The 19,747-nt window shown below is 33.1% G+C and carries 21 protein-coding genes; 9 read left to right on the top strand and 12 right to left on the bottom strand.

Features of this window, described 5'->3' with window-relative positions:
• Positions 1-114: 114 nt before the first annotated feature.
• Both cofE and serB read right to left on the bottom strand, forming a co-directional pair.
• Positions 115-840: a coenzyme F420-0:L-glutamate ligase gene (gene cofE, locus ACW9XA_RS00235; RefSeq protein WP_457762456.1), complete on the bottom strand. Its 726-nt coding sequence runs from the start codon at positions 838-840 to the stop codon at positions 115-117.
• 34 nt (positions 841-874) lie between these two features.
• Positions 875-1,525: a phosphoserine phosphatase SerB gene (serB, locus tag ACW9XA_RS00240; protein WP_457762457.1), complete on the bottom strand. Its 651-nt coding sequence runs from the start codon at positions 1,523-1,525 to the stop codon at positions 875-877.
• A gap of 103 nt (positions 1,526-1,628) precedes the next feature.
• On the opposite strand from serB, the gene ACW9XA_RS00245 reads away from it, so the two are divergent.
• Genes ACW9XA_RS00245 through egtB form a run of 3 tightly spaced genes read left to right on the top strand, consistent with a single transcriptional unit; the run spans position 1,629 to position 4,773 of the window.
• On the top strand, positions 1,629-1,916 hold the full coding sequence (locus ACW9XA_RS00245; RefSeq protein WP_457762458.1) for a hypothetical protein: 288 nt from the start codon (positions 1,629-1,631) through the stop codon (positions 1,914-1,916).
• Positions 1,917-1,971: 55 nt separating this feature from the next.
• Positions 1,972-3,414 (top strand): proline--tRNA ligase, encoded by a 1,443-nt coding sequence (gene proS / locus ACW9XA_RS00250; protein WP_457762459.1) that lies wholly within the window; start codon positions 1,972-1,974, stop codon positions 3,412-3,414.
• A gap of 48 nt (positions 3,415-3,462) precedes the next feature.
• Positions 3,463-4,773, top strand: a complete 1,311-nt coding sequence (gene egtB / locus ACW9XA_RS00255) for an ergothioneine biosynthesis protein EgtB (protein ID WP_457762460.1) — start codon at positions 3,463-3,465, stop codon at positions 4,771-4,773.
• On the opposite strand, the gene egtD is transcribed toward egtB, so the two are convergent.
• Entirely contained in the window at positions 4,770-5,792 is a 1,023-nt protein-coding gene (gene egtD / locus ACW9XA_RS00260) for an L-histidine N(alpha)-methyltransferase (RefSeq protein ID WP_457762461.1), read from the bottom strand. The genes egtB and egtD overlap by 4 nt on opposite strands.
• A 95-nt stretch (positions 5,793-5,887) precedes the next feature.
• Here egtD and ACW9XA_RS00265 point away from each other — a divergent pair, with 95 nt between their 5' ends.
• Positions 5,888-6,853, top strand: a complete 966-nt coding sequence (locus tag ACW9XA_RS00265; protein WP_457762462.1) for an ABC transporter ATP-binding protein — start codon at positions 5,888-5,890, stop codon at positions 6,851-6,853.
• On the opposite strand, the gene ACW9XA_RS00270 is transcribed toward ACW9XA_RS00265, so the two are convergent.
• Positions 6,850-10,374, bottom strand: a complete 3,525-nt coding sequence (locus ACW9XA_RS00270; RefSeq protein WP_457762463.1) for an AAA family ATPase — start codon at positions 10,372-10,374, stop codon at positions 6,850-6,852. The two genes, ACW9XA_RS00265 and ACW9XA_RS00270, sit on opposite strands and share 4 nt — an antisense overlap.
• A gap of 180 nt (positions 10,375-10,554) precedes the next feature.
• Between ACW9XA_RS00270 and ACW9XA_RS00275 the strand changes: the two genes are divergently transcribed.
• Complete coding sequence (locus ACW9XA_RS00275) at positions 10,555-11,292, top strand: carbon-nitrogen hydrolase family protein (RefSeq protein ID WP_457762464.1); 738 nt, start codon at positions 10,555-10,557, stop codon at positions 11,290-11,292.
• Here ACW9XA_RS00275 and ACW9XA_RS00280 read toward each other — a convergent pair whose 3' ends face one another.
• Positions 11,293-12,387 carry an inositol-3-phosphate synthase gene (locus ACW9XA_RS00280; protein ID WP_457762465.1) on the bottom strand — a complete coding sequence of 365 codons (1,095 nt, stop codon included), beginning with the start codon at positions 12,385-12,387 and terminating at the stop codon, positions 11,293-11,295.
• Between the two features lie 102 nt (positions 12,388-12,489).
• Here ACW9XA_RS00280 and ACW9XA_RS00285 point away from each other — a divergent pair, with 102 nt between their 5' ends.
• Together ACW9XA_RS00285 and ACW9XA_RS00290 are read left to right on the top strand one after the other, a co-directional pair.
• The gene (locus ACW9XA_RS00285; protein ID WP_457762466.1) at positions 12,490-13,431 is read left to right on the top strand and encodes a deoxyhypusine synthase; all 942 of its coding nucleotides are present in this window, start codon (positions 12,490-12,492) and stop codon (positions 13,429-13,431) included.
• Between the two features lie 42 nt (positions 13,432-13,473).
• A complete protein-coding gene (locus ACW9XA_RS00290; protein WP_457762467.1) occupies positions 13,474-14,187 on the top strand; it encodes a proteasome assembly chaperone family protein in 714 nt (237 codons plus the stop codon).
• Positions 14,188-14,435: 248 nt separating this feature from the next.
• Here ACW9XA_RS00290 and ACW9XA_RS00295 read toward each other — a convergent pair whose 3' ends face one another.
• Together ACW9XA_RS00295 and ACW9XA_RS00300 are read right to left on the bottom strand one after the other, a co-directional pair.
• On the bottom strand, positions 14,436-14,972 hold the full coding sequence (locus ACW9XA_RS00295; RefSeq protein WP_457762468.1) for a DNA-binding protein: 537 nt from the start codon (positions 14,970-14,972) through the stop codon (positions 14,436-14,438).
• Between the two features lie 41 nt (positions 14,973-15,013).
• Positions 15,014-15,262 carry a hypothetical protein gene (locus ACW9XA_RS00300; protein ID WP_457762469.1) on the bottom strand — a complete coding sequence of 83 codons (249 nt, stop codon included), beginning with the start codon at positions 15,260-15,262 and terminating at the stop codon, positions 15,014-15,016.
• A gap of 71 nt (positions 15,263-15,333) precedes the next feature.
• Here ACW9XA_RS00300 and dinB point away from each other — a divergent pair, with 71 nt between their 5' ends.
• On the top strand, positions 15,334-16,428 hold the full coding sequence (dinB, locus tag ACW9XA_RS00305; protein ID WP_457762470.1) for a DNA polymerase IV: 1,095 nt from the start codon (positions 15,334-15,336) through the stop codon (positions 16,426-16,428).
• A 7-nt stretch (positions 16,429-16,435) separates the two neighbouring features.
• Here dinB and artG read toward each other — a convergent pair whose 3' ends face one another.
• From artG to ACW9XA_RS00325, 4 genes are all read right to left on the bottom strand, one after another.
• Positions 16,436-17,353, bottom strand: a complete 918-nt coding sequence (gene artG, locus ACW9XA_RS00310) for a thaumarchaeosortase (protein ID WP_457762471.1) — start codon at positions 17,351-17,353, stop codon at positions 16,436-16,438.
• A 234-nt stretch (positions 17,354-17,587) separates the two neighbouring features.
• The gene (locus tag ACW9XA_RS00315) at positions 17,588-18,073 is read right to left on the bottom strand and encodes a hypothetical protein (protein WP_457762472.1); all 486 of its coding nucleotides are present in this window, start codon (positions 18,071-18,073) and stop codon (positions 17,588-17,590) included.
• Positions 18,073-18,732 carry a DsbA family protein gene (locus ACW9XA_RS00320; RefSeq protein ID WP_457762473.1) on the bottom strand — a complete coding sequence of 220 codons (660 nt, stop codon included), beginning with the start codon at positions 18,730-18,732 and terminating at the stop codon, positions 18,073-18,075. The genes ACW9XA_RS00315 and ACW9XA_RS00320 overlap by 1 nt, the downstream gene beginning before the upstream one ends.
• 32 nt (positions 18,733-18,764) lie before the next feature.
• On the bottom strand, positions 18,765-18,962 hold the full coding sequence (locus tag ACW9XA_RS00325; RefSeq protein ID WP_457762474.1) for a hypothetical protein: 198 nt from the start codon (positions 18,960-18,962) through the stop codon (positions 18,765-18,767).
• A 50-nt stretch (positions 18,963-19,012) separates the two neighbouring features.
• Here ACW9XA_RS00325 and ACW9XA_RS00330 point away from each other — a divergent pair, with 50 nt between their 5' ends.
• The gene (locus ACW9XA_RS00330; RefSeq protein WP_457762475.1) at positions 19,013-19,306 is read left to right on the top strand and encodes a hypothetical protein; all 294 of its coding nucleotides are present in this window, start codon (positions 19,013-19,015) and stop codon (positions 19,304-19,306) included.
• Here ACW9XA_RS00330 and ACW9XA_RS00335 read toward each other — a convergent pair.
• On the bottom strand, positions 19,303-19,674 hold the full coding sequence (locus tag ACW9XA_RS00335) for a C2H2-type zinc finger protein (protein ID WP_457762476.1): 372 nt from the start codon (positions 19,672-19,674) through the stop codon (positions 19,303-19,305). The genes ACW9XA_RS00330 and ACW9XA_RS00335 overlap by 4 nt on opposite strands.
• Between the last annotated feature and the right edge of the window lie 73 nt (positions 19,675-19,747).

The following is a 19,747-nucleotide window of genomic DNA, read 5'->3' on the forward strand; positions in this document are numbered from 1 at the left end:
AATGATTTTTCGCTCATGCAGATTCTTTATTGCATCCAAGAAAGTTTGAGATGGAATCAAGTCAGTTATTTTTGTGAAAGAACCTATTTTGATCAAAAAACAAATTTTAAAAAATTATCTAAAAAGATCTTCATGTTCAGACCGAATTAATTCATCTATAGCATAATCACCAGATTGAAAAGAACACTCGCGAATTATAGCAAAAGGGCATTTTAATGATTTGCCCATAACCAATTCTGATGCAGATGCAAGTTCATCTGCAATCGCAATTGCTGTAACACGTAAAATTTTATTAAAAGAATCCTTTGTTCCCTCATAATCTAAAATGGGATTTAATCCAGAGATGCCAATTGCATGATTTGTTTGCCCCATTCTAAATGGCCTACCAAAAGTGTCAGAGATTATAACTGCAACATTTTTGTTGGACTTTTCTAAAATTTTCTTTCTAATTCTTTGTGCAGATGCATCAGAATCAACAGGAAGTAAAGTAGCATAGCCTTCTTCCACATTACTTTCATCAATTCCAGCATTTGCACAAATGAACCCATGATGGGTTTCAACTATCAAAATACCATTATTCATTCGAATAATTCGTTTTGATTCAGATAGAATCAATTCAATGATACGAGGATCCTTGTGGTATTGAGAACCAATGCCTTCAGCCAACAAAGAAGGAGTTATTGTAGATAGATCTATCAAACGTCCTTCTTGTTTAGATATAATTTTTTGTGCAATTACTAAAATGTCACCATCAATTAATTTTTCAGACTTTAAAATGAGTTCAGAAAGATCATCAGAAGGTTTGATCTCTTTTTCAATATGAATTGGGATTATTTGCAAGTACAGTGTCTGAACATATAGACTAAAAAATTGTTTATGCTGGAGATGTACAGTCTAATTCGAGTTTGTAATGCTTGTTAATAATATCTATAATTTTTGAGAGATCTTTTTCTTCCAAAGTAGTAGTAGCCAAATCTTTTACAATATCTTGAGCACGGTAAGCAATCCCCAATCCGCATACATCAAATAGTTTTACATCGTTTGCACCATCTACAACACAGACAATATCTTCTTTTTTCTCACCCCATTCTTCAATTTTTATTCGTGCAGATTTTGATTTATCAGAATCCACATTAATTGTGACACCATCTAATTTGCCATCTTTGAATATCAATTCATTTGAAAAAACATAGTCCAAATCCAATTCTTTTTTTAGTCTGTGCATCATCAAAGTAAAACCGCCAGATACAGCCATCAATTTCCATCCTGCTGCTTTTAATGTCTTACATGCTTCTTTTGCACCAGTCATTATAGGTAATCCATCAGATACTTCTTGGCAAATTTTTTCATCTAATCCTTTGAGGGCAGCAACTCTAGTTCGCAATCCTTCCTCCCAATTGATTTTTCCTTGAATACCCTGTCTTGTAATTTCCCAGATTTCATCTTCTTTATGGATCTTTTCTGCGAGAATTGGAAGATATTCTTCATCATACAAAACCCCCTCAACATCAAAAATTATTAACAATAGATTTCTGATTTGGAAAAAAATCGCTAATTATATTAAAGTTTAAACTGTTTTTAGATCTAAAAAACGCTAGTAATAAATCACCGAATATGATACACCATACATGGCAGAAGAATTAGAACACAAGTTTGAAGTAGTAATTCAAGAAAGAGAAGGCAGACAAAAACTTCCAGACCCAGTCAAAGAAGAACTAAAAGCATCAGGGATGATGGATGAGAAAGGGAAATTAAAATTAAAAGGTGTTAGTCCAAAGATGCTCAAAAAAATGAAACAAGAATTTGTTGACTGCCCAGTTCTAAAAGAAGACATTCATTTCATACAATGTTTTGTGTGTCCAAATTTCCAAAGCAGAGTTATGGGAAAAGTGCTTTGTAAAGGCGACAAACTGTAGTTATTTAGATTCTCACGAAAGGCTCATTAGTTAAATTAATTCCATCAATTCTAGTTTGGTTAAAGAAGACGTAGGAATAACAGTTTCAAAAAAAGATGATTTTAGTGAGTGGTACACACAGGTAGTTCTCAAAGCGAAACTTGCAGATTATGCTCCAGTTAAAGGGTTAATCGTTCTCAGACCAGACGGGTATTCTATATGGGAGTCACTTAGAAGTACATTTGATAATAAATTTTCAAGAAATGGCATCAGAAATGGATTTTTGCCAATACTAATTCCAGAATCACTCTTAGGAAAAGAGCAGAAACATTTTGCAGGATTTAATCCAGAAGTTTTTTGGGTTACTCATTCAGGAACCAACGAGATAGGAGACAGGCTTGCATTAAGGCCCACATCAGAAACCCTAGCTTACACACTCTATTCAAAATGGATTCAGAGTTGGAGAGATTTACCATTAAAAATTAATTTTTGGAACACAGCATTAAGAGCAGAGATCAAAGCCACAAAACCATTCCTTCGAACATCGGAATTTTTGTGGCAAGAAGGACACACAGTACATTCTACAAAAGAAGAAGCAGAGAAAGAAGTGATTAAGATTTTAGATATTTACAAAAACACTGTCGAAGAAGAGCTGGCAATTCCTGTCACAACAGGGAAAAAAAGTGAAAAAGAAAAGTTTGTTGGCGCAGTATACACAACAACTATGGAATCCATAATGCCAGATGGAAAAGCATTACAGATGGGTACATCGCACTTCCTTGGACAAAATTTTTCAAAGCCCTTTGAGGTTAAATTTGCAGATAAAGACAATGTGGAACATTTTGCATGGCAAACATCATGGGGCGTTTCTTGGAGATTGATTGGAGCAATGATCATGGTTCATGGAGATGATAAGGGGTTGGTATTGCCACCAAAAGTAGCTCCGATGCAAGTAGTAATTGTTCCGATATATAGAAACGATGAAGGAAAAGATCAAGTATTTCCAAAAGTAGAAGAGATCAAAAAAGAATTAGAATCTAAAAACATCAGAGTGCACGTAGATGAAAGAGAAGGGTTGTCTCCAGGATACAAATTCAACGATTGGGAATTAAAGGGAGTACCATTGAGAATTGAAATAGGTCCTAAAGACTTGGAAAATGAGAGTGTTATTCTTGCAAAAAGATACAACTCAGAGAAAAAGAGTTTAAGATTCACTGAAATAGAAAAAATCCCCACAATATTAGATGAAATTCAAGCAGAAATGCTAAAGAAAGCTAAAGAAACCGCAAAAATCAACACAATTGAAATTTCAGATTACACAGATTTTAAATCTAAAATTGAAAAAGGAGGATTTTTCAATTCACCATGGTGCGGAAAATTAGAATGTGAGGAAAAAATCAAAGAAGAAACAGGCGCGGAAATAAGAGTAATTCCATTTGAAAGCGAAAACACAAGCAAAAAATGCATTTATTGTCAACAACAAAGTGTATCAACACCAGTTTTTGCAAGAGGATACTAGTGGGCAACATCCAACAAACATAATAATAGAAAAAATAATTTTTTAATTATGGCTTCAAATCCAGAGCTAGATTCAGATAATTTGTTGTTAAATCAATTTAAAGAAACTCGAAGTAGAACATTAGAACTTGTAAAGACGCTGGAAAAGGATGATTTCGTTGTACAAACTGCATTTTTTATGAGTCCACCAAAATGGCATATCGGCCATGTCAGTTGGATTTATGAAGCAATTATGAGTAAAATAGACAAAAATTATGAATTTTATTCAAAAGAATTTTCAGAGTATCTGAATTCGTATTACCAACAATTTGGAGTTCCGCATGATAAAGGGTTACGTGGAGTGGTATCAAGACCAACAACAGATCAGATTTTTCAATATTTTAACACGATTAATCAAAGAGTTGAGAAATTTATCAAATCCCAAATTTTGAAGGAAGATGCAATTAAGTTGATAGTTATGGGATTTCATCATGAATGTCAACATCAGGAACTTTTAGTATATGATTTGCAACATTTACTTGCAGAGCAATACAGACCCGTAAAGAAAAACAACAGACCAACTCCAATCAAAGTAGAAACAAAATCAGTTCAAATCAAAGGAGGAATATACACGATGGGCAACAAAGGAGATGAATTTTGTTACGATATAGAATTACCAGAACACAAAGTTTTCCTTAATGATTACAAAATAGATATTTTTCCAATTACCAACCGGCAATATCTAGAATTTATTGAAGATGGCGGATATGAGACATACAAATACTGGCTATCAGACGGATGGGAGAAAGTCAAAGCAAACAAATGGATTGCCCCAATGTATTGGGAAAAGATCAACAACATATGGCATGTAAGAGACTTTTTGGGAATTAGAAAAATCAATCCAAATGAGCCAGTATGCCATGTAAGCTACTATGAAGCAGATGCATATTGCAAATGGGCAGGAAAAAGGCTTCCAACTGAGGCAGAATGGGAAAAAGCAGCGTGTTGGAATGAAGAAACGCAGGAAAAAACTACATTCCCATGGGGAAATCAAAATCCCACAAAAGAAAGATGTAATTTACTTGAATCATATAATTGGAGTTGTTCTGAAATAGGAGCATATCCTCAAGGAACAAGTCATTTAGGATGTCAGCAAATGATGGGGGACGTATGGGAATGGACTTCATCCGAGTTTACAGGATATCCAGGATTCAAGTCAGGTTTTGACGAATATAATGATAAATGGTTTACAAACCAAAAAGTTTTGAGAGGAGGATCATTTGGAACTCCACAAATGTCAATTCGAGGAAGTTATAGAAATTTCTTTAGATTAGATGAACGTTGGTTATTTTCAGGATTCAGATGTGCTGAAGATGTTTAGTTTTTTGAGACAAGGGTAAGAGAGAAGTATGTTTTGTCATCCAACCAAACATGATTAATTTTAAAACCAGTACTTTCAAGAAGATCATTAATTTGTTCCAGAGTATACTTGTGAGAGTATTCAGTGTGAATCAGTTCATTTTTTTCGAGATTCAGAGACAGATTGGATTTTGAAATTAGGACAGACTGATTTACAAGAGATTTCAGATACATTTCAATTCTTTGATCTTCTTTATTGTATAGCGAATGATGCGAAAAATTATTCAAATTAAAATCAGCATCAAGCTCATCATTAATTCTAGAGAGAACATTAAGATTGAATTTGGCAGTGACGCCTTGTGAATCATCATATGCAGATTCTAAAATTTCAGAGTCTTTTACCAAATCCAAGCCAATTAAAAACAAGTCACCAGACTTCATTATTGAATTTATTTTTTTCAAAAACTCTTTTCCATCAGAGTGGGAAAAATTACCAAAACTAGAACCTAAAAAGAGGATTAGATTTTTTTTATCATCAAAATTTTTAAGGAATTCTAATCCGCCTTCATAAGTGTCAACAATACCAGTAATGTGAAGACTATTGTAATCTCGGAGTAGTTGTTCAGAACTTTCAGTCAAAATTTCAGATATGTCTATCGGAAAATATTCTGTTTTAGACTGTAATTTTGTAAAAATATCAAGAATCAGCCTAGTTTTAACAGAGGCACCACTTCCAAGTTCAACTAGTCTGAATGACTCATCTATAAAAGAAGGCAATTCATCCTGTAAATTCTTTAGAATTTGAATCTCAGTCCTTGTAGGATAATATTCCGGCAGAGAACATATGGTTTCAAATAAATCAGAGCCTCTTTTATCGTAGAAAAATTTAGGAGAAATAAACTTAGAATTCCTATCAAGACTGAAAGAAATCTCTTCAGCAAAAGTTTTTTCAATTTTACTAGCATGAGGTTTAAAATATTGAAGTTTAGAGTCAACAACAAATTTTTTGTAATCTAGATTTTTTTGTACAGTTTTGTTCAAGTATTAATCTGGTCATCATTTAACATAAATGCTTTATCCCAAAGTTTACGCATGAAAAATATTTCTTGATATACCACTTAATCCAGAGATATTCAATGAGTGAAATATTAAAAGTGAAAAATTTAAAAAAATATTTCATAAAAAAGGGAATGTTTGGAACAAAATCAGTCACAGTCAAAGCAACAGACGATGTATCATTTGCCATTAAACAAGGAGAAGTTTTTGTTTTAGCGGGTGAATCAGGATCTGGGAAATCTACAATTGCAAAAATAATTCTAAAATCAATCAAATTAGATTCTGGAAAAATATTTTTTGAAGGACATGAAATTGATGATAAAAAAGAAAATTTAGCAAGAATTAGAATGAATTGCCAAATGATCCATCAAGATCCATATGATTCCATCAACCCAAGAATGAAAATAAAAGACATTGTGTCAGAACCACTTGAAATACACAATATAGGAAACAAAGAAGATAGAGTCAAAAGAGTAATCGAGGTTTTACAAGAAGTAAAACTAGAACCTGCCGAAGATATTCTAAAAAGATATCCACACATGTTGTCAGGAGGACAAAGGCAAAGAGTAGTATTAGCACGAGCACTTGCACTAAAACCAAAAGTGATTCTTGCAGATGAGCCAGTTTCTATGCTGGACGTTTCAATTAGAGCAGAGATGCTGGAATTAATGCAAGAATTACAGAAAAAATACAATATCTCATTTATTTACATTACACATGATTTAGCTACTGCAAGATATTTTGGACAAAGAATAGGGATTTTGTATAAAGGTAAAATTGTAGAAATCGGTCCGATAGACCAAGTTCTGGGCAAGCCAAGGCACCCATATACTCAGGCATTAATTGATGCGATTTCAGAGCCAGATCCAGACAATTTACACAAAGAAAGAAAAATCAGAATTAAAGAACCAGTCAAAACAGAAATTGAACAAGGATGTAAATTCAGAGCAAGGTGTCCATATGCAATTGACAAATGCATAGAAGAACCAGAATTAAAGGCAATAAATGATGAACATTATTCTGCTTGTTTTGTAAAGATAGACTAAGAAGTTTTTACAGATGGCAGACGTTTATCTTTGTACGTAACAACATTTGAGACGCCATTCTTTGGAAATACGCCGTAGATCAGTTTTGCTTTTTGGATAACAGAATCTTTTAGAGACACCATGATAAACTGACTTTCTTTAGATCTTTCTTCTAAAATTTTTGCCAGTCTTTCAGAGTTTGGAGCATCTAGGTGAGCATCTACTTCATCAAATAAGTAAAATGGAGAAGGTTTTAGTTTTTGCAACGCAAGAACAAATACGATTGCAGCTAAAGTTTTTTCACCACCACTAATGGAAGTAGATTCTCTTTTTGGTTTATTTGGAAATTGAATCAAATAAGAAATTCCAGAATTAAACAGGTCATCTTCATTTTGTAGTTCTAACCATGCATTACCTTCAGTCATTTTATTGAAAATCAAGCGAATTTCTTTATCGACTTTGTCAAAGGCATCCAAGAAAGTTTGTCGTTTGTCTTTTTCAATATCTTCAATGAATTTAACAATAGAGTTTCTTTCTGCCTCAAGAGAATTCTTTCTTGTAGACATTGAGCGGTATCCATATGATACTTCAAGATATGTTTCAGGAGCTTTTGCATTTAGTGCATTAAGAGATGTTAATTCAGTTGTTAATCCTTGTACAATAGATTCAACATCAAATGTTTCCATATTTTTGTCAAATCCAAATGCAGACAGAATTTGTTGTAATTTAGTCTCATTTTCAATTAAATCATGTAAATCACGGTTAAGGGAATCAGATTGGCGTTCTAAAGTATTGATCTGTTTTGTCAATTCACGATCTTGTTCAGATAATACTTTGAGTTTATCATCAAATTCTTTGAGATGGCCAATAGAAGATCCAGATGTAGAGATTAATTCCTGTTCTTTTTGACGTAAAGAAACCAGTAAAGCATTCTTTGGTTCCTTTTGTTTTTCCAATTCTTGAATTTTTGCTTCTAGTTCTTGACGTTCAAGATTTAATGAATTAGTTTCATCATTAAGGCGATTAGACTGAGATTTTTCTCTATTGTACTGAGTTTGAAGTGTCGTTAGTTGTGAAGATTTATCACGATATTCATTCATAATTGTAGTGTATAATTTTTCAATGTCAGATTTTTTAATATTTATTCTAGACAATTCGTTTGCAATTCTATCCTGTTCTCCACTAGCATAGTTTTCATCAACAATTGCAATTCTTTCTTGCAAAGATTCTATGTGAGATTCATTAGTACTTACTTCAGATTCAATAATATTATTTCTAGAAGTTAATTCAGAAATTCTTTTTGTTAGTTGTTCTTTCATGTTAATTGCAGATGCAATTCTAGATTTGAGATTAGAGAGATTTTCAGATGTGGATGTTAGAGAATTTTCAGAGATCGATAATCTATCATCATATGATTGAATAGATTCTTCTAATTTTTTTAATGAAAACTTTTTCTTCAACATGAATTTTTTAATAAGACTGATTGATTGAAATAACCCGTCAATATCACTACTCATAGAGATAAGTTTCGTAAGTTTTGAAATTTTAGAATCAATATCAATTACAACTGTGCCTCCTTTTGCCTCAAAAAATTCACCATCAAGGGTGACTGATTTGTATCCCATTTGAGAGACATTGTAAGCAGATTCCCGATTTTCAGTAAGAATGATGTTTCCAAACAGGAATGTTTTGAGAGAAGAATAAGCAGGATCACAGGATACATAGTTTGCAAGTATTCCTACAACTCCAGATTCCTTAGGTAATGAGAGAGAAAATTTTGGGATTGCATCCAGTGGAATTATTTTCAGTTTTGGAAGTTTCCTACTTCTAGCAACTTCAGCAATGCCAAGCAGTGTTGCAAAATCTTTAACGACGATTGCCTTAATCCAATCAGAGCTTACTGCTAAAACAGAACGTTCGTATTTTTTGTCCCAAGAGATCATCTCATAAACTAGTCCTTCAATACCAAGCTTATCTGCATCTTCTTTTAATTTAGCAACAGTGTAATCTTCATGCATGAATCCTTTGACAGTATTAATTTTTGATTCGTATTGATTTGCAGCTTTACTTGATTTCTCTAAAATCAATCCAAGTTCATCCATGTCATTATTTAGTTTAGATTTTTTTGTCTGTAATTTTTCAATTCTAGATTTTAATTCAGCAATTGATGCGTTATGATTGTTCAACATAGTTTCTAGTTGGGATTGATAACCAGTTAGTTGAACGATATCATTTTCTAATTCAGAAAGTTTTGTAGTGTTTACATTAATTTTGGTTTTAGATTCATCTTGCTCATGTAAAACTTTGGAAAGTTTTAGTTTAGTATCATTTAGTTGTCCTGTAAGAGTTTTAATTTTATTGTCAATTTCAGATTTTTTTGCAGCAGCCTCTGATTGTTCGGTAAGAATTTTATTTCTTTGAGTATCAATTATTTCAAGATCATCGTTAATTTTACTTTTCTTGACATTAGTTTCCTCGATAGAGTCTTTAATTTTTTGTACTTGTATATCGATATCACTTCGAGCTTGATTAATTTCATCAATTTCATTCTGAATCTCAGGTAATCTTGCATTGATTTGATCTATTCTTTTCTTGGATGCAGATATTGCAGTATTGTCTATTTCATATTGTTCCATTGCAGTACTAATTTCTGCATCAAGTGAGGCTTTTGCTCTATTGTAATCATTTGCTTCAGCCATTAACTTTGTTTTTTCAGTTTCTAAAGAAGTGATTTCTTCTCTCAAAACATTTCTTTCGGCATCGAGTGAAGTGACTTCAGCAGTCAATTCCCTCAAAGTTGCTTCTTTTGAGTCTTTTTGGGCAGAAATTACCTTCATTTTATTAGCAGCAGCTATTGCTTTATAGCGATTTAATTCACGTTCCAAAATATCATGTCTTAATTTTTGATTCCTTTCTTCTTCTAATTCATCAATTCTTTTTTTAATTTCACCCATTTTTGCAAGAGCAATTTCAAGTCTCCTATCTGCTTCATCAAGTTGTTTTACTGATTCAGTTTTTTTATCATCAAAATACGATAGACCGATTAAATCTTCAATAGTTTTTCTTTTTTCTTCAGAAGTGAATTCAGAAATTCTAGTTACAGTACCTTGTTGAACTGCGTTTAATTGTCCCAATCCAGCATTTGCCATATCAAGTAAATCTAGAATATGACTTCTGTTTGTTTTCTTTTTGTTTAGATAGTATGTATTTTCACCAGCACCATCCATTTCCCTTGTAATTTCAACAACATCAGAATCGACTGGAATTTTTCTATCAGAGTTATCAAAGTGAACACTAGATCTTGCTAATTTAGGTCCACGTCTATTTCCTTCAATATCATGAATCAGTGATCGTAATTTATCGACCCTCATAACTTTGGGTTTATTTTCACCCATTGCAAAAATTATTGCATCTAAAATGTTACTTTTGCCAGAACCATTGGGTCCAGAAATAGAAACTAAACCAGGTTCAAACTGTACAGTAGTATTCTTGAATCCAAATGATTTGAAACCGAAGATCTCAACTTTTTTTACATGAACCAATGCTAGTAATTTCTTTTTACGTAGGATAATCGATGCTTAACAAGTTTAGTTGACATAATTGCTTAATTTTTCTTGTTACGATATGATATTTTTCGTAGCGGTAAAAAAAATACATTGAATTTTTATGGATAGATCGCACGATTGCGCCTACTATAATTACTAAAAAGAAATTATAGATTCATGGTAAAGCTTGGATTAATACAAACCAAACCACAAAGTACAAATCAAAAAGGAATTTTCGAAATATCAAAAATTTTAAAAAAACTGGGGAGGCAAAATACAGACATTGTATGCCTGCCAGAACAATGGCTAAAAAATAATGAGATCAGTGATTTTGAGAAGGAATTTTCAGAATTTAGGAAAATTGCAAAAGAATTTTCCATGACCGTAATCCCAGGAGCATTCTATGAGATTACCAAAACTAGAACATCGATAATCTCCCCAATCATAGGCCCAAACGGGGAATTTATCGGAAAGCAGGAAAAAATCCATCCGTTTGACTATGAGAGAGACAACGTTACGCCTGGAAAAGAGGCTAAAATATTCAATACTGCATGTAGATTTGGAGTAATAATCTGCTATGACATGGTTTTCCCTAATGTTGCAAATACATTTGTAAAAAAAGGAGCCCAAGTACTATTTTCACCAAGTAGAATAGTCAAAAGAGGAATAGGACCTTGGAAGATGTATGTACAAGTCAGGGCATTAGAAAACAGAATACCGATTTTAGCAGCTAATGTTCAGAGTCATAAATTTGGAGGAGACAGCCTCATTGTAGACATGACTGAAAACAACAAAGTGGTGACAACAAAAATTACTGAATTAGAAGGAGAGTGTGGAATAAGCAAAGAGTTTGATTTAAAGAAATATGAAAAAAGCAGAACAGTGAGATTCAGAGATTCAAATAATTTTCAGTGATTAATCACCAGCAACAAACTTTTCACATTCAGTTTTTGCTAGGACATCAGATGTTTGTTCAATAGGATGTTTCATCAAATATGCACTTGCAGGCTTTATTGGTCCACCTACACCTCTATCAAGAGCAATTTTTGCTAATCTAATTGCATCAATTACAATACCTGCAGAATTTGCTTTATCATCTACTTCTAAACGAACTTCCATATTGTATGGAATATTAGCCCATTGACGACCTTCAATCCTCATAAACATGAGTTTGGTATTACCTAAGAAAGGAATGAAATCAGAAGGACCAACATAAATTTGATCATCGTCTAATCTTTCTTTAAGTTGGCTCTGAACACTTTCAGTTTTAGAGATTTTCTTGGATACAAGTCTATCTTGTTCTTTCATGTTTAAGAAATCAGTATTGCCACCAACATTGATTTGATATGTTTTTTCAATTTTTGTTCCTCGGTCACTGCAAAGCTTAGCTAGAGTTCGATGAACAATTGTTGCGCCAACCTGACCTTTAATGTCATCACCAATACAAGGAATATTTTTTTCTGCGAACTTTTTTGCCCATTTTTCGTCAGATGCAATAAAGGATGGAATGCAATTTACAAATGCCGTGTTAGTGTCAAGACAAATCTGTGCCCAAAATTCAGTCACTTTGTCAGAGCCTACAGGCAAATAAGAGACAATTATCTCAACACCAGTATCTTTGATTACTTGTTTAACTTCTTCAGTAAGTTGTTCTATAGATTTTGGATTCTCAATAGGTTTGATTCGATTTTCAACCCATAATCCAACACCATCCAAAATGGGGCTTTCGTATATTTTGGCATCATTTTTTGGCAATTCATCTTTAGGAATCCAATTAACCATGTTAGGAAATGCATAGATTGCTTCATGAAGTGGCTTTCCAACTTTATTCTCACCAACATCAAAACCACAAACAAAGTCAATGTCATGAATGCCATAACCAGCTAATTTATCGTGAATAATACCAGTAACCTCCTGGGTAGGGTTTTGTCTATAATACTCAATACCTTGAATTAAACCTGAAAAACAATTACCAATCCCTACTAATCCCACCTTAATTCTATCTGGCATTCGAAAATGAGTGTTATTGGGTGGGTTTAAAGTTTTCTTAGGGAAATAAAAAATCAATAAAATTAAGGCAGAATTTTATACTCGGCATCAAAGATCAAGGACGTGGTAGTGTCAGGACGTCCAGTAAAAGACATAGTAATTGATTCAAACACAACTTTAGAGAAAATTTTTGAAGAATTATCTCAATCCGGAGGATTTGAATCAGTGAATCTCTCTGACGGTTTAAAAATTTTAACAGAAATGATTTCAGATAAACAGTGTTTACGATTCGTTTCGTTTGTAGGAGCAGTAGTGTCCACAGGTCTCAGAGGAATTATCAAAGACATGATAAAAAACAAATGGTTCGATGTGACAATTACCACATGTGGTGCATTAGATCATGACATTGCAAGACATTTCTCGCATTATAACGAAGGTTCATTCACAATGGATGACATGGAACTTGCAAATCAAAACATTCACAGATTAGGCAATGTATTGGTTCCGATGGATAGTTACGGTCCACTCATTGAGGAAAAAATGCAATCATTTCTAGAGGAAGAATATCAAAAAGGGAATAAAGAAATGAGTACAGCAGAAATATGTAAAATGATTGGAAAACATTTAGGAGAAGATTCATTTCTTTATTGGGCATACAAAAATGATATTGATGTAGTTGTTCCAGGAATAATGGATGGTGCTGTAGGAAGCCAGATTTGGTTATTTACACAAAAACACAGCGATTTTAAATTAAATATGGCAGGAGATGCAAACTTACTTTCAGGATTAATTTTCAAGGCTGAAAAATCAGGAGCATTCATGATTGGGGGAGGAATTTCAAAACATCACACATTATGGTGGAATCAATACAGAGAAGGATTGGATTATGCATTCTATATCACTACGGCTCAAGAATTTGATGGCAGTTTAAGTGGAGCACTAGTAAGAGAGGCAATTTCATGGGGCAAAGTAACACAAAAAGCAAAACAATCAACATTGCATGCAGAAGTTACAACAATATTGCCATTTATTTATGCGGCATTAATTTCTAAATTACAAAAATAAAGTGAGATAAAAGATATTAGTTGATCAATGATTGAGAATTCATTGTCTTCAAAAATTAGAATAAGAGAATTTGGAAAATTAGATTTGGAGGGAGGATATCTTGTCGATGGATTTCCTTCAATAGGATTCAGTAGTGCAATTGCAACAGAATCGATGATTCATACATCACAGTTTAGATTAGCAGGAGTTGTGGATTCTGAAAGTTTTCCACCAATTAGTGTGATACAAGATGGAAAACCAAATTTCACAACAAGAATTTTTGTTAACGATGATTTGAAAGTCGGAGTATTTTTGTCGTATCTTACATTAGATCAGTCATTACATAGAATTACTGCAAAAACAATGTTGTCATGGGCAAAAAAACACAAAATCAAATTGATTGTAAGCAGTGTTGCAATAAAATCAACGACAAGTAATGGAGAAATGATAGGTATTGGAAGTACTGAATCTGCAAGAAACAAAATAAAAGAATCAGGGTTGAAAGTATTAGAACATGGGACAGTTCCAGGAATTCCAGGAATGCTGCTCAATGAAGGAAGTGTATCAGATCAAGATGTCATTGTGATACTTTTTCATACAGATGGGAAAGGTCCAGATTTTCAATCAAGCGCAGAATTATGTATGGCAATGTCAAAACTAATTCCAGGATCATCATGTAATATTTCATCATTACAAAAAGAAGCAGAAAAGGCAGAAAAAATAATTAAAGAAGCACAGGAAGAAACAAACTACCTTAAAGATTTCATGTACAGGTAGAACGAAATCTTTTGATAGATTTAGTACCTTAACCGCAATCCAAAATATCAATTGGTGATGAACATTGATCATTGTATAAGTCAATTTTTTCAAGAATATTTTCACAAAACTCAGGGTCTAAAGATTTTTCATATGAATTAATCTCATCAGATATTACAAAATATTTAATATTACACGAATCATTTGTAAGCATCAAAACTCCAATCAAAAATATACTACCAAATAAAATTAATGTTAAATATTTTAAATTAGTTTTTTGAAATATCAATTTCCATTGTAGAAACATTACGTTGTTTTCCATCTTGTGAAGTTAAAGAGTCAGAGGAAATTCTAACGTCACTAATTACATAACCTACAGAATCCATTCTTTTCACAATCATTTGAGAAACATCAACAGCTTGAGTAATTCTTTTGCCTCTAGCTTTGATTGTAACTGTAGGTCTTGTAGAAAGTTGAGTTAAAGTTGCAGAAACATAAGTCATGATAGGTTTTGTTCCAACAAAAATCACATTGCGTTCTTCTGGAATTTTTTGTGTTTCAAAATTTTCAGTTTGAGATGGTGGTGCTTCAAGTTGTGGTTCTGGTGCAGGTGCTTCAAGTTGTGGTTCTGGTGTTGGCTCAGGTTCTGGTGTTGGCTCAGGTTCTGGTGTTGGCTCAGGTTCTGGTGTTGGCTCAGGTTCTGGTGTTGGCTCAGGTTCTGGTGTTGGCTCAGGTTCTGAATTAATTCTAGAGTCAAATTCAGATAGAATGTCTTCTGCGTCTTTAGATTTTTTATTGCTGCTCAATTTCAAATTCCTGTAATAGCAAATTTCTCTCTCGCTTTTATTTAATTTTTAAGGTGTTTTCCTTGCATATAGTCCTCAAATAATTTTTCAAGATCGTCATCACTGCCAATTTTCTTGATTTGTTCAACTAGATCAGGTTCTTCAATTTCATAACAATTCATTACATCTTGGGAATCTTTGAATACCAACATAGCTTTGTCTTTGTATATGCAATGGTAAAGTTTTTCTTTTTCCATTTTTTCAGGTTTGAACTTTATCCCGTTTTCATCTACAGACACAGGATATTCCATAAAAATACTAAATCAAATCAATATTTAATCAATACACAAAACAGTAATAATCAAAATAGTTCTGAACAATATTGGAAACCAGAGTAGTTTTCCACATAGATTTTGATTATTTTTATGCCCAATGTGAAGAAACAAGATCTCCAGAATTAAAATCAAAACCTGTGTGTGTTTGTGTTTTTTCAGATAGAGGGGGAGATAGTGGAGCCATTGCAACTGCAAATTATACAGCTAGAAAATACGGAGTCAAATCAGGAATTCCAATTGCATTTGCTAAAAAAAGATTAGAGGATAGAAAGGATGCAGTATTTTTACCAGTAGATTTTGATTTTTACTCAGAAATGTCTGAAAAAGCTATGGAAATTATGAAAGAAAGTGCGGACATATTCGAATATGTAGGTAGAGATGAAGCTTATTTGGATGTAACAGAAAGAGTTCAAGGAGATTTTAAAAAAGCATTTCATCTAGCACAGCAAATTAAAAATTCCATTCGTGATAAAATCAAACTAAGTTGTTCAATTGGAATTTCACCCAACAAATTAATTTCAAAAATTGCATCTGACTTTCAAAAACCAGACGGACTAACAGTAGTGTCTCCAGAAAAAGTTGAAGCGTTCTTAGACGGATTAAAAATCAGAACGATACCTGGAATTGGTAAAAAAACAGAAGAAAAGTTTTCAGAGATGAAATTAGAGACAATTCAAGATTTAAAAAAAATCGACATATTTACATTGAACAAACATTTTGGAAGAAAAACAGGATCCTATATCTACAATTCAGTTAGAGGCATAGACAATGATCCAGTAAAGAAACGTGAAGCTAGAATTCAATATAGCAAAATTACTACATTGAAAAAAGATTCAAAAGATTATGATTTCTTGTCGGAAAATATTTCAGAATTATGTAAAGAAGTACACGACATAGTTAAAAAAAATAATCAAATGTTCAAATCAGTTGGGATTCATTTTGTAGAGTCCAATTTATCAAATAAATCAAAATCAAGGATGCTCAGAAGTCCAACATCAAGCATAGAAGAATTACAAAAAACTGCAGACATGTTACTAAAAGAAGCACTAGAAACTCAAACTACGACAATTAGAAGATTAGGAGTTAAAGTTTCAGAGCTTTCTGAAGTTCAAGGACAGAGTGACATTACATCGTATTTTTAAAATCAGGTTATTTTTCTGAATTTTTCAGACGCCTTGATTCTATTACAACCACAACTAAGATGAAAGCAAATAACCAAGGCAAGAACATTATCTCACCTGCAATTTTATGATATTCTTCCCAGGCCACAGGGTCGGTTGTTACTTTGAGGGCATACCAAGATAATGAAAAAATTCTAATCAAGTTTACAGTAATTGTTCCAATAATTCCTAAAACAAAATAAATCGTCTTTCGAGTTCGTGGGATATTTAGTTTTAACATGAATGCGCCAATTACCAATGAAAATATGATGATGCTATGAACCCCAGCTGATGGCCAAAATACCTGAAGAGCCATAGAACCATGATCACCACGCAAAAACATCACATTGTCACGCGCTACTGCAGTTCCAAGATCAAGCACAGTTACTAACCATACATTTGCCTGAACAAAATATGGAACTATGTACTGTAAAGGACCAAGTGTATCATATGGGAAAAATGCATCAAGTGAAAGAATGATTGCAGTTCCTGTTAGAAATATTGGGCCTGCAGGAGCAATTCTAATCCAACGTTTTCCAAAAAAGATACTCAGTGCAGCAACAACAAATATTGCCATTACAACAAAATCCCACAGCCAAGTCCAAGAATAAATCAATTGTACATTAAATAATTCTGCAGATTCAACAATGTATTCTCGCAACCCATATTCTAATGATATGAGATAGGCAATCGTTGCAAAAGCCATTGGAATGACAGACAGTAGTCTTTTCTTAGAAATCATAATTTTTAGTCCAATTAATTCAGCGACAACAAAAATTAGAGCAAAAAAGTAGCCTCCGCGCCCTTCATTCCAGCTCCAAGCTATAGAATCAGGAAACGCAATAATTGCAAAGAGAATTGGACTTGAAATGATCAGGATTCCAAAAATTAAATTCCAATTCTGCATTAAGGTAGATCTAAAACAGGTAAATAAATATCTCGACTTTACTCACATCAAACCCCATCAAAAAGAAATTGAAAATATCCTAGTCAGTCTTCGGCATCGTCTATTTCATCAGCCTCGGGATCCCTTCTACCAGGCCTTATTGGAATATAGATAAAGGTCACAATAAAAGTTAAGAATACTATAACATACATTCCAAGGTTGTAAAAGTTTGTCCAACAGGTAATTTCTAATCCATTACGAGTTAGATTTTAAATTACATTCGATTTTCAGGGATTTCACAGTTGTAAAATAAGTGATTGCCAAAATTCCAATTGCGATAATTCTGATTGGAATTTCATAGCTAGTCAAAAAAGCTGTGGCAGTGGCCCCAACTGAACCGAATGTAGAAATGACAGCAAATCCGATCGGACCACAACTGCATGCTCCTGCAATTGCACCAACAACAGACCCAAGTAATCCTCCACCCATCTTCTGTTTTGATTTTTTAAGAAAATTTATTCTAAATATATTCATAGGAAGGACTAATGCAGACAATGTAGTTATCACCACAATAAGTGCAAACCCTAATTCAGTTCCAGATGGAATATGACCTACAACATAAGGTTCTATGAAAACATATTCAGATAAAATCAACAAACCAATCAACATGGATGAGAAAATCGCCAATGAAAGAACAAGATATTTCGGGTCAGAAAATATCAAAATGATTGGCGATGTCATCAGATCATAGTATCCAAAATCTGTTTGAATACTGAATAGGGTTGTGCCCCACCAAGTTGTTGTTGTCCATCAGGCCCAACAATAAAGAATCCTGGAGTTCCTCTAACACCATGATCTCTTGCCTGCTGAATATTATACTGAACACGTTTTGTGTATTTCCCAGAATCAAGGCAACTTTCAAACAAATCCATATCCAATCCCAAGTTACTTGCAAATGCCTTTAATCTCTCAGAATTTGCCCATCCTCCATCAATTTGAGGTTCTTGAAAATTGTACAAAGTGTCATGATACTCCCAATACATCCCTTGATCTTCTGCACAGTACGATGCCTGTGAGGCTTTTTGAGAATCACGACCTAAAAAAGCCAAATCTACAAAAACCAAATTTGCCTTTCCAGTTTCAATATAATTTTGAAATATTGTGGGTTTGGTGTTATGAAACCAATTATAACATTGATGACATTGATAATCCCCAAATTCAACAATAGTGATTGGAGCAGAAGGATCTCCTAAAATGGGTGACCCCATAGCAGTAGAGATTGTTCCATGAGTCCTACTCATATCCAAATTAACAGTTTCATCAGAGGTAGAAAGAGAAGAAACTATACCAATAATGATTCCAATAACAATAACACCTATCACTACACCTTTTTTATTCATATTCCAAATCAGACAAAATAGGTTAAAAAAACTTATTCCAAATTACGTGAAGATTTTCTCTTAAACAAATTCACGAATTTTGCAATGATAGTATCTATAGGACAAACATCACATGGGATACTTGAAGAATGACTATCAAGATGATTTTCAAACTTTTCACGAGATTCAAAAACTAGATCACATTTTTCACAATATACCTTTGTGACATTATTTTTAGATGATTTTCCCACAAACATTTCGGGTAATCAGTGCTTATAAAGATCCTGTTGAAAATCAACATATGAGAAAAATATTGGACAAATGCGTGACAGGGTTTTTTATTGTAACATTAGGAATATTGTGGTATTGTACAAAATGTTTTGTAAAACCAACCCAATACAAAATAATCATTTATGATATTTTAGGAAATCAAGTGAACATAGACGGAGTGAGAACAAGTTTCAAGACATTCAAAGTCGCAAATAATTTTATCTCAGAATACCAAAATCGATTTCCTCAATATGAATTCTCAATGTCATCTGAAATGCCCATAGTCAAAAGAAACTGGTTGCTTGAAAATTTAAAAAAAAATTAGATATAGTGAATTTTCATATGAGTGTCTAATTCAACTTGGTATTGAGTAACAAAACCGCAATGGGTGCAGGAAAACATCTCATGTTCTGATTCAGAAACAATCCTCTCAATTACTTTTCCAGAAATAGAGGTGATGTTAATTACATCATTGTTAGAAATGACTGCAAAGTTACGTCCCTCATCTATAGAATCTAAAAATTCTTTTATAGCAGAAATTACTTCAGATGTGTCAATAATTTCATCATCGTCAAATGATGACAAGGTAAATTGATGGTTTTTTAAAGTTGGAATTGCAGCAACTTGATCTGCAACATAAACAAGTAAATCATTCTTAATTGATATGACATCTCTGCAATCAATTGTTAGCATATAGTGTTACAACTAGAACAATATTTTAGTCTAACATCAATTTGAAAATGATTATTATGGATTAATTTTGTCA

This window comes from Candidatus Nitrosopumilus sp. bin_6a, from assembly GCF_054095695.1.

Coding starts and splice junctions, on each gene's coding strand:
- artG (WP_457762471.1), bottom strand. CDS start 17,353: ATGCAGAATTGGAATTTAATTTTTGGAATCCTGATCATTTCAAGTCCA.
- ACW9XA_RS00275 (WP_457762464.1), top strand. CDS start 10,555: ATGGTAAAGCTTGGATTAATACAAACCAAACCACAAAGTACAAATCAA.
- ACW9XA_RS00265 (WP_457762462.1), top strand. CDS start 5,888: ATGAGTGAAATATTAAAAGTGAAAAATTTAAAAAAATATTTCATAAAA.
- ACW9XA_RS00320 (WP_457762473.1), bottom strand. CDS start 18,732: ATGAATAAAAAAGGTGTAGTGATAGGTGTTATTGTTATTGGAATCATT.
- ACW9XA_RS00315 (WP_457762472.1), bottom strand. CDS start 18,073: ATGACATCGCCAATCATTTTGATATTTTCTGACCCGAAATATCTTGTT.
- ACW9XA_RS00335 (WP_457762476.1), bottom strand. CDS start 19,674: ATGCTAACAATTGATTGCAGAGATGTCATATCAATTAAGAATGATTTA.
- ACW9XA_RS00245 (WP_457762458.1), top strand. CDS start 1,629: ATGGCAGAAGAATTAGAACACAAGTTTGAAGTAGTAATTCAAGAAAGA.
- ACW9XA_RS00300 (WP_457762469.1), bottom strand. CDS start 15,262: ATGGAATATCCTGTGTCTGTAGATGAAAACGGGATAAAGTTCAAACCT.
- ACW9XA_RS00330 (WP_457762475.1), top strand. CDS start 19,013: ATGAGAAAAATATTGGACAAATGCGTGACAGGGTTTTTTATTGTAACA.
- egtB (WP_457762460.1), top strand. CDS start 3,463: ATGGCTTCAAATCCAGAGCTAGATTCAGATAATTTGTTGTTAAATCAA.
- ACW9XA_RS00280 (WP_457762465.1), bottom strand. CDS start 12,387: ATGCCAGATAGAATTAAGGTGGGATTAGTAGGGATTGGTAATTGTTTT.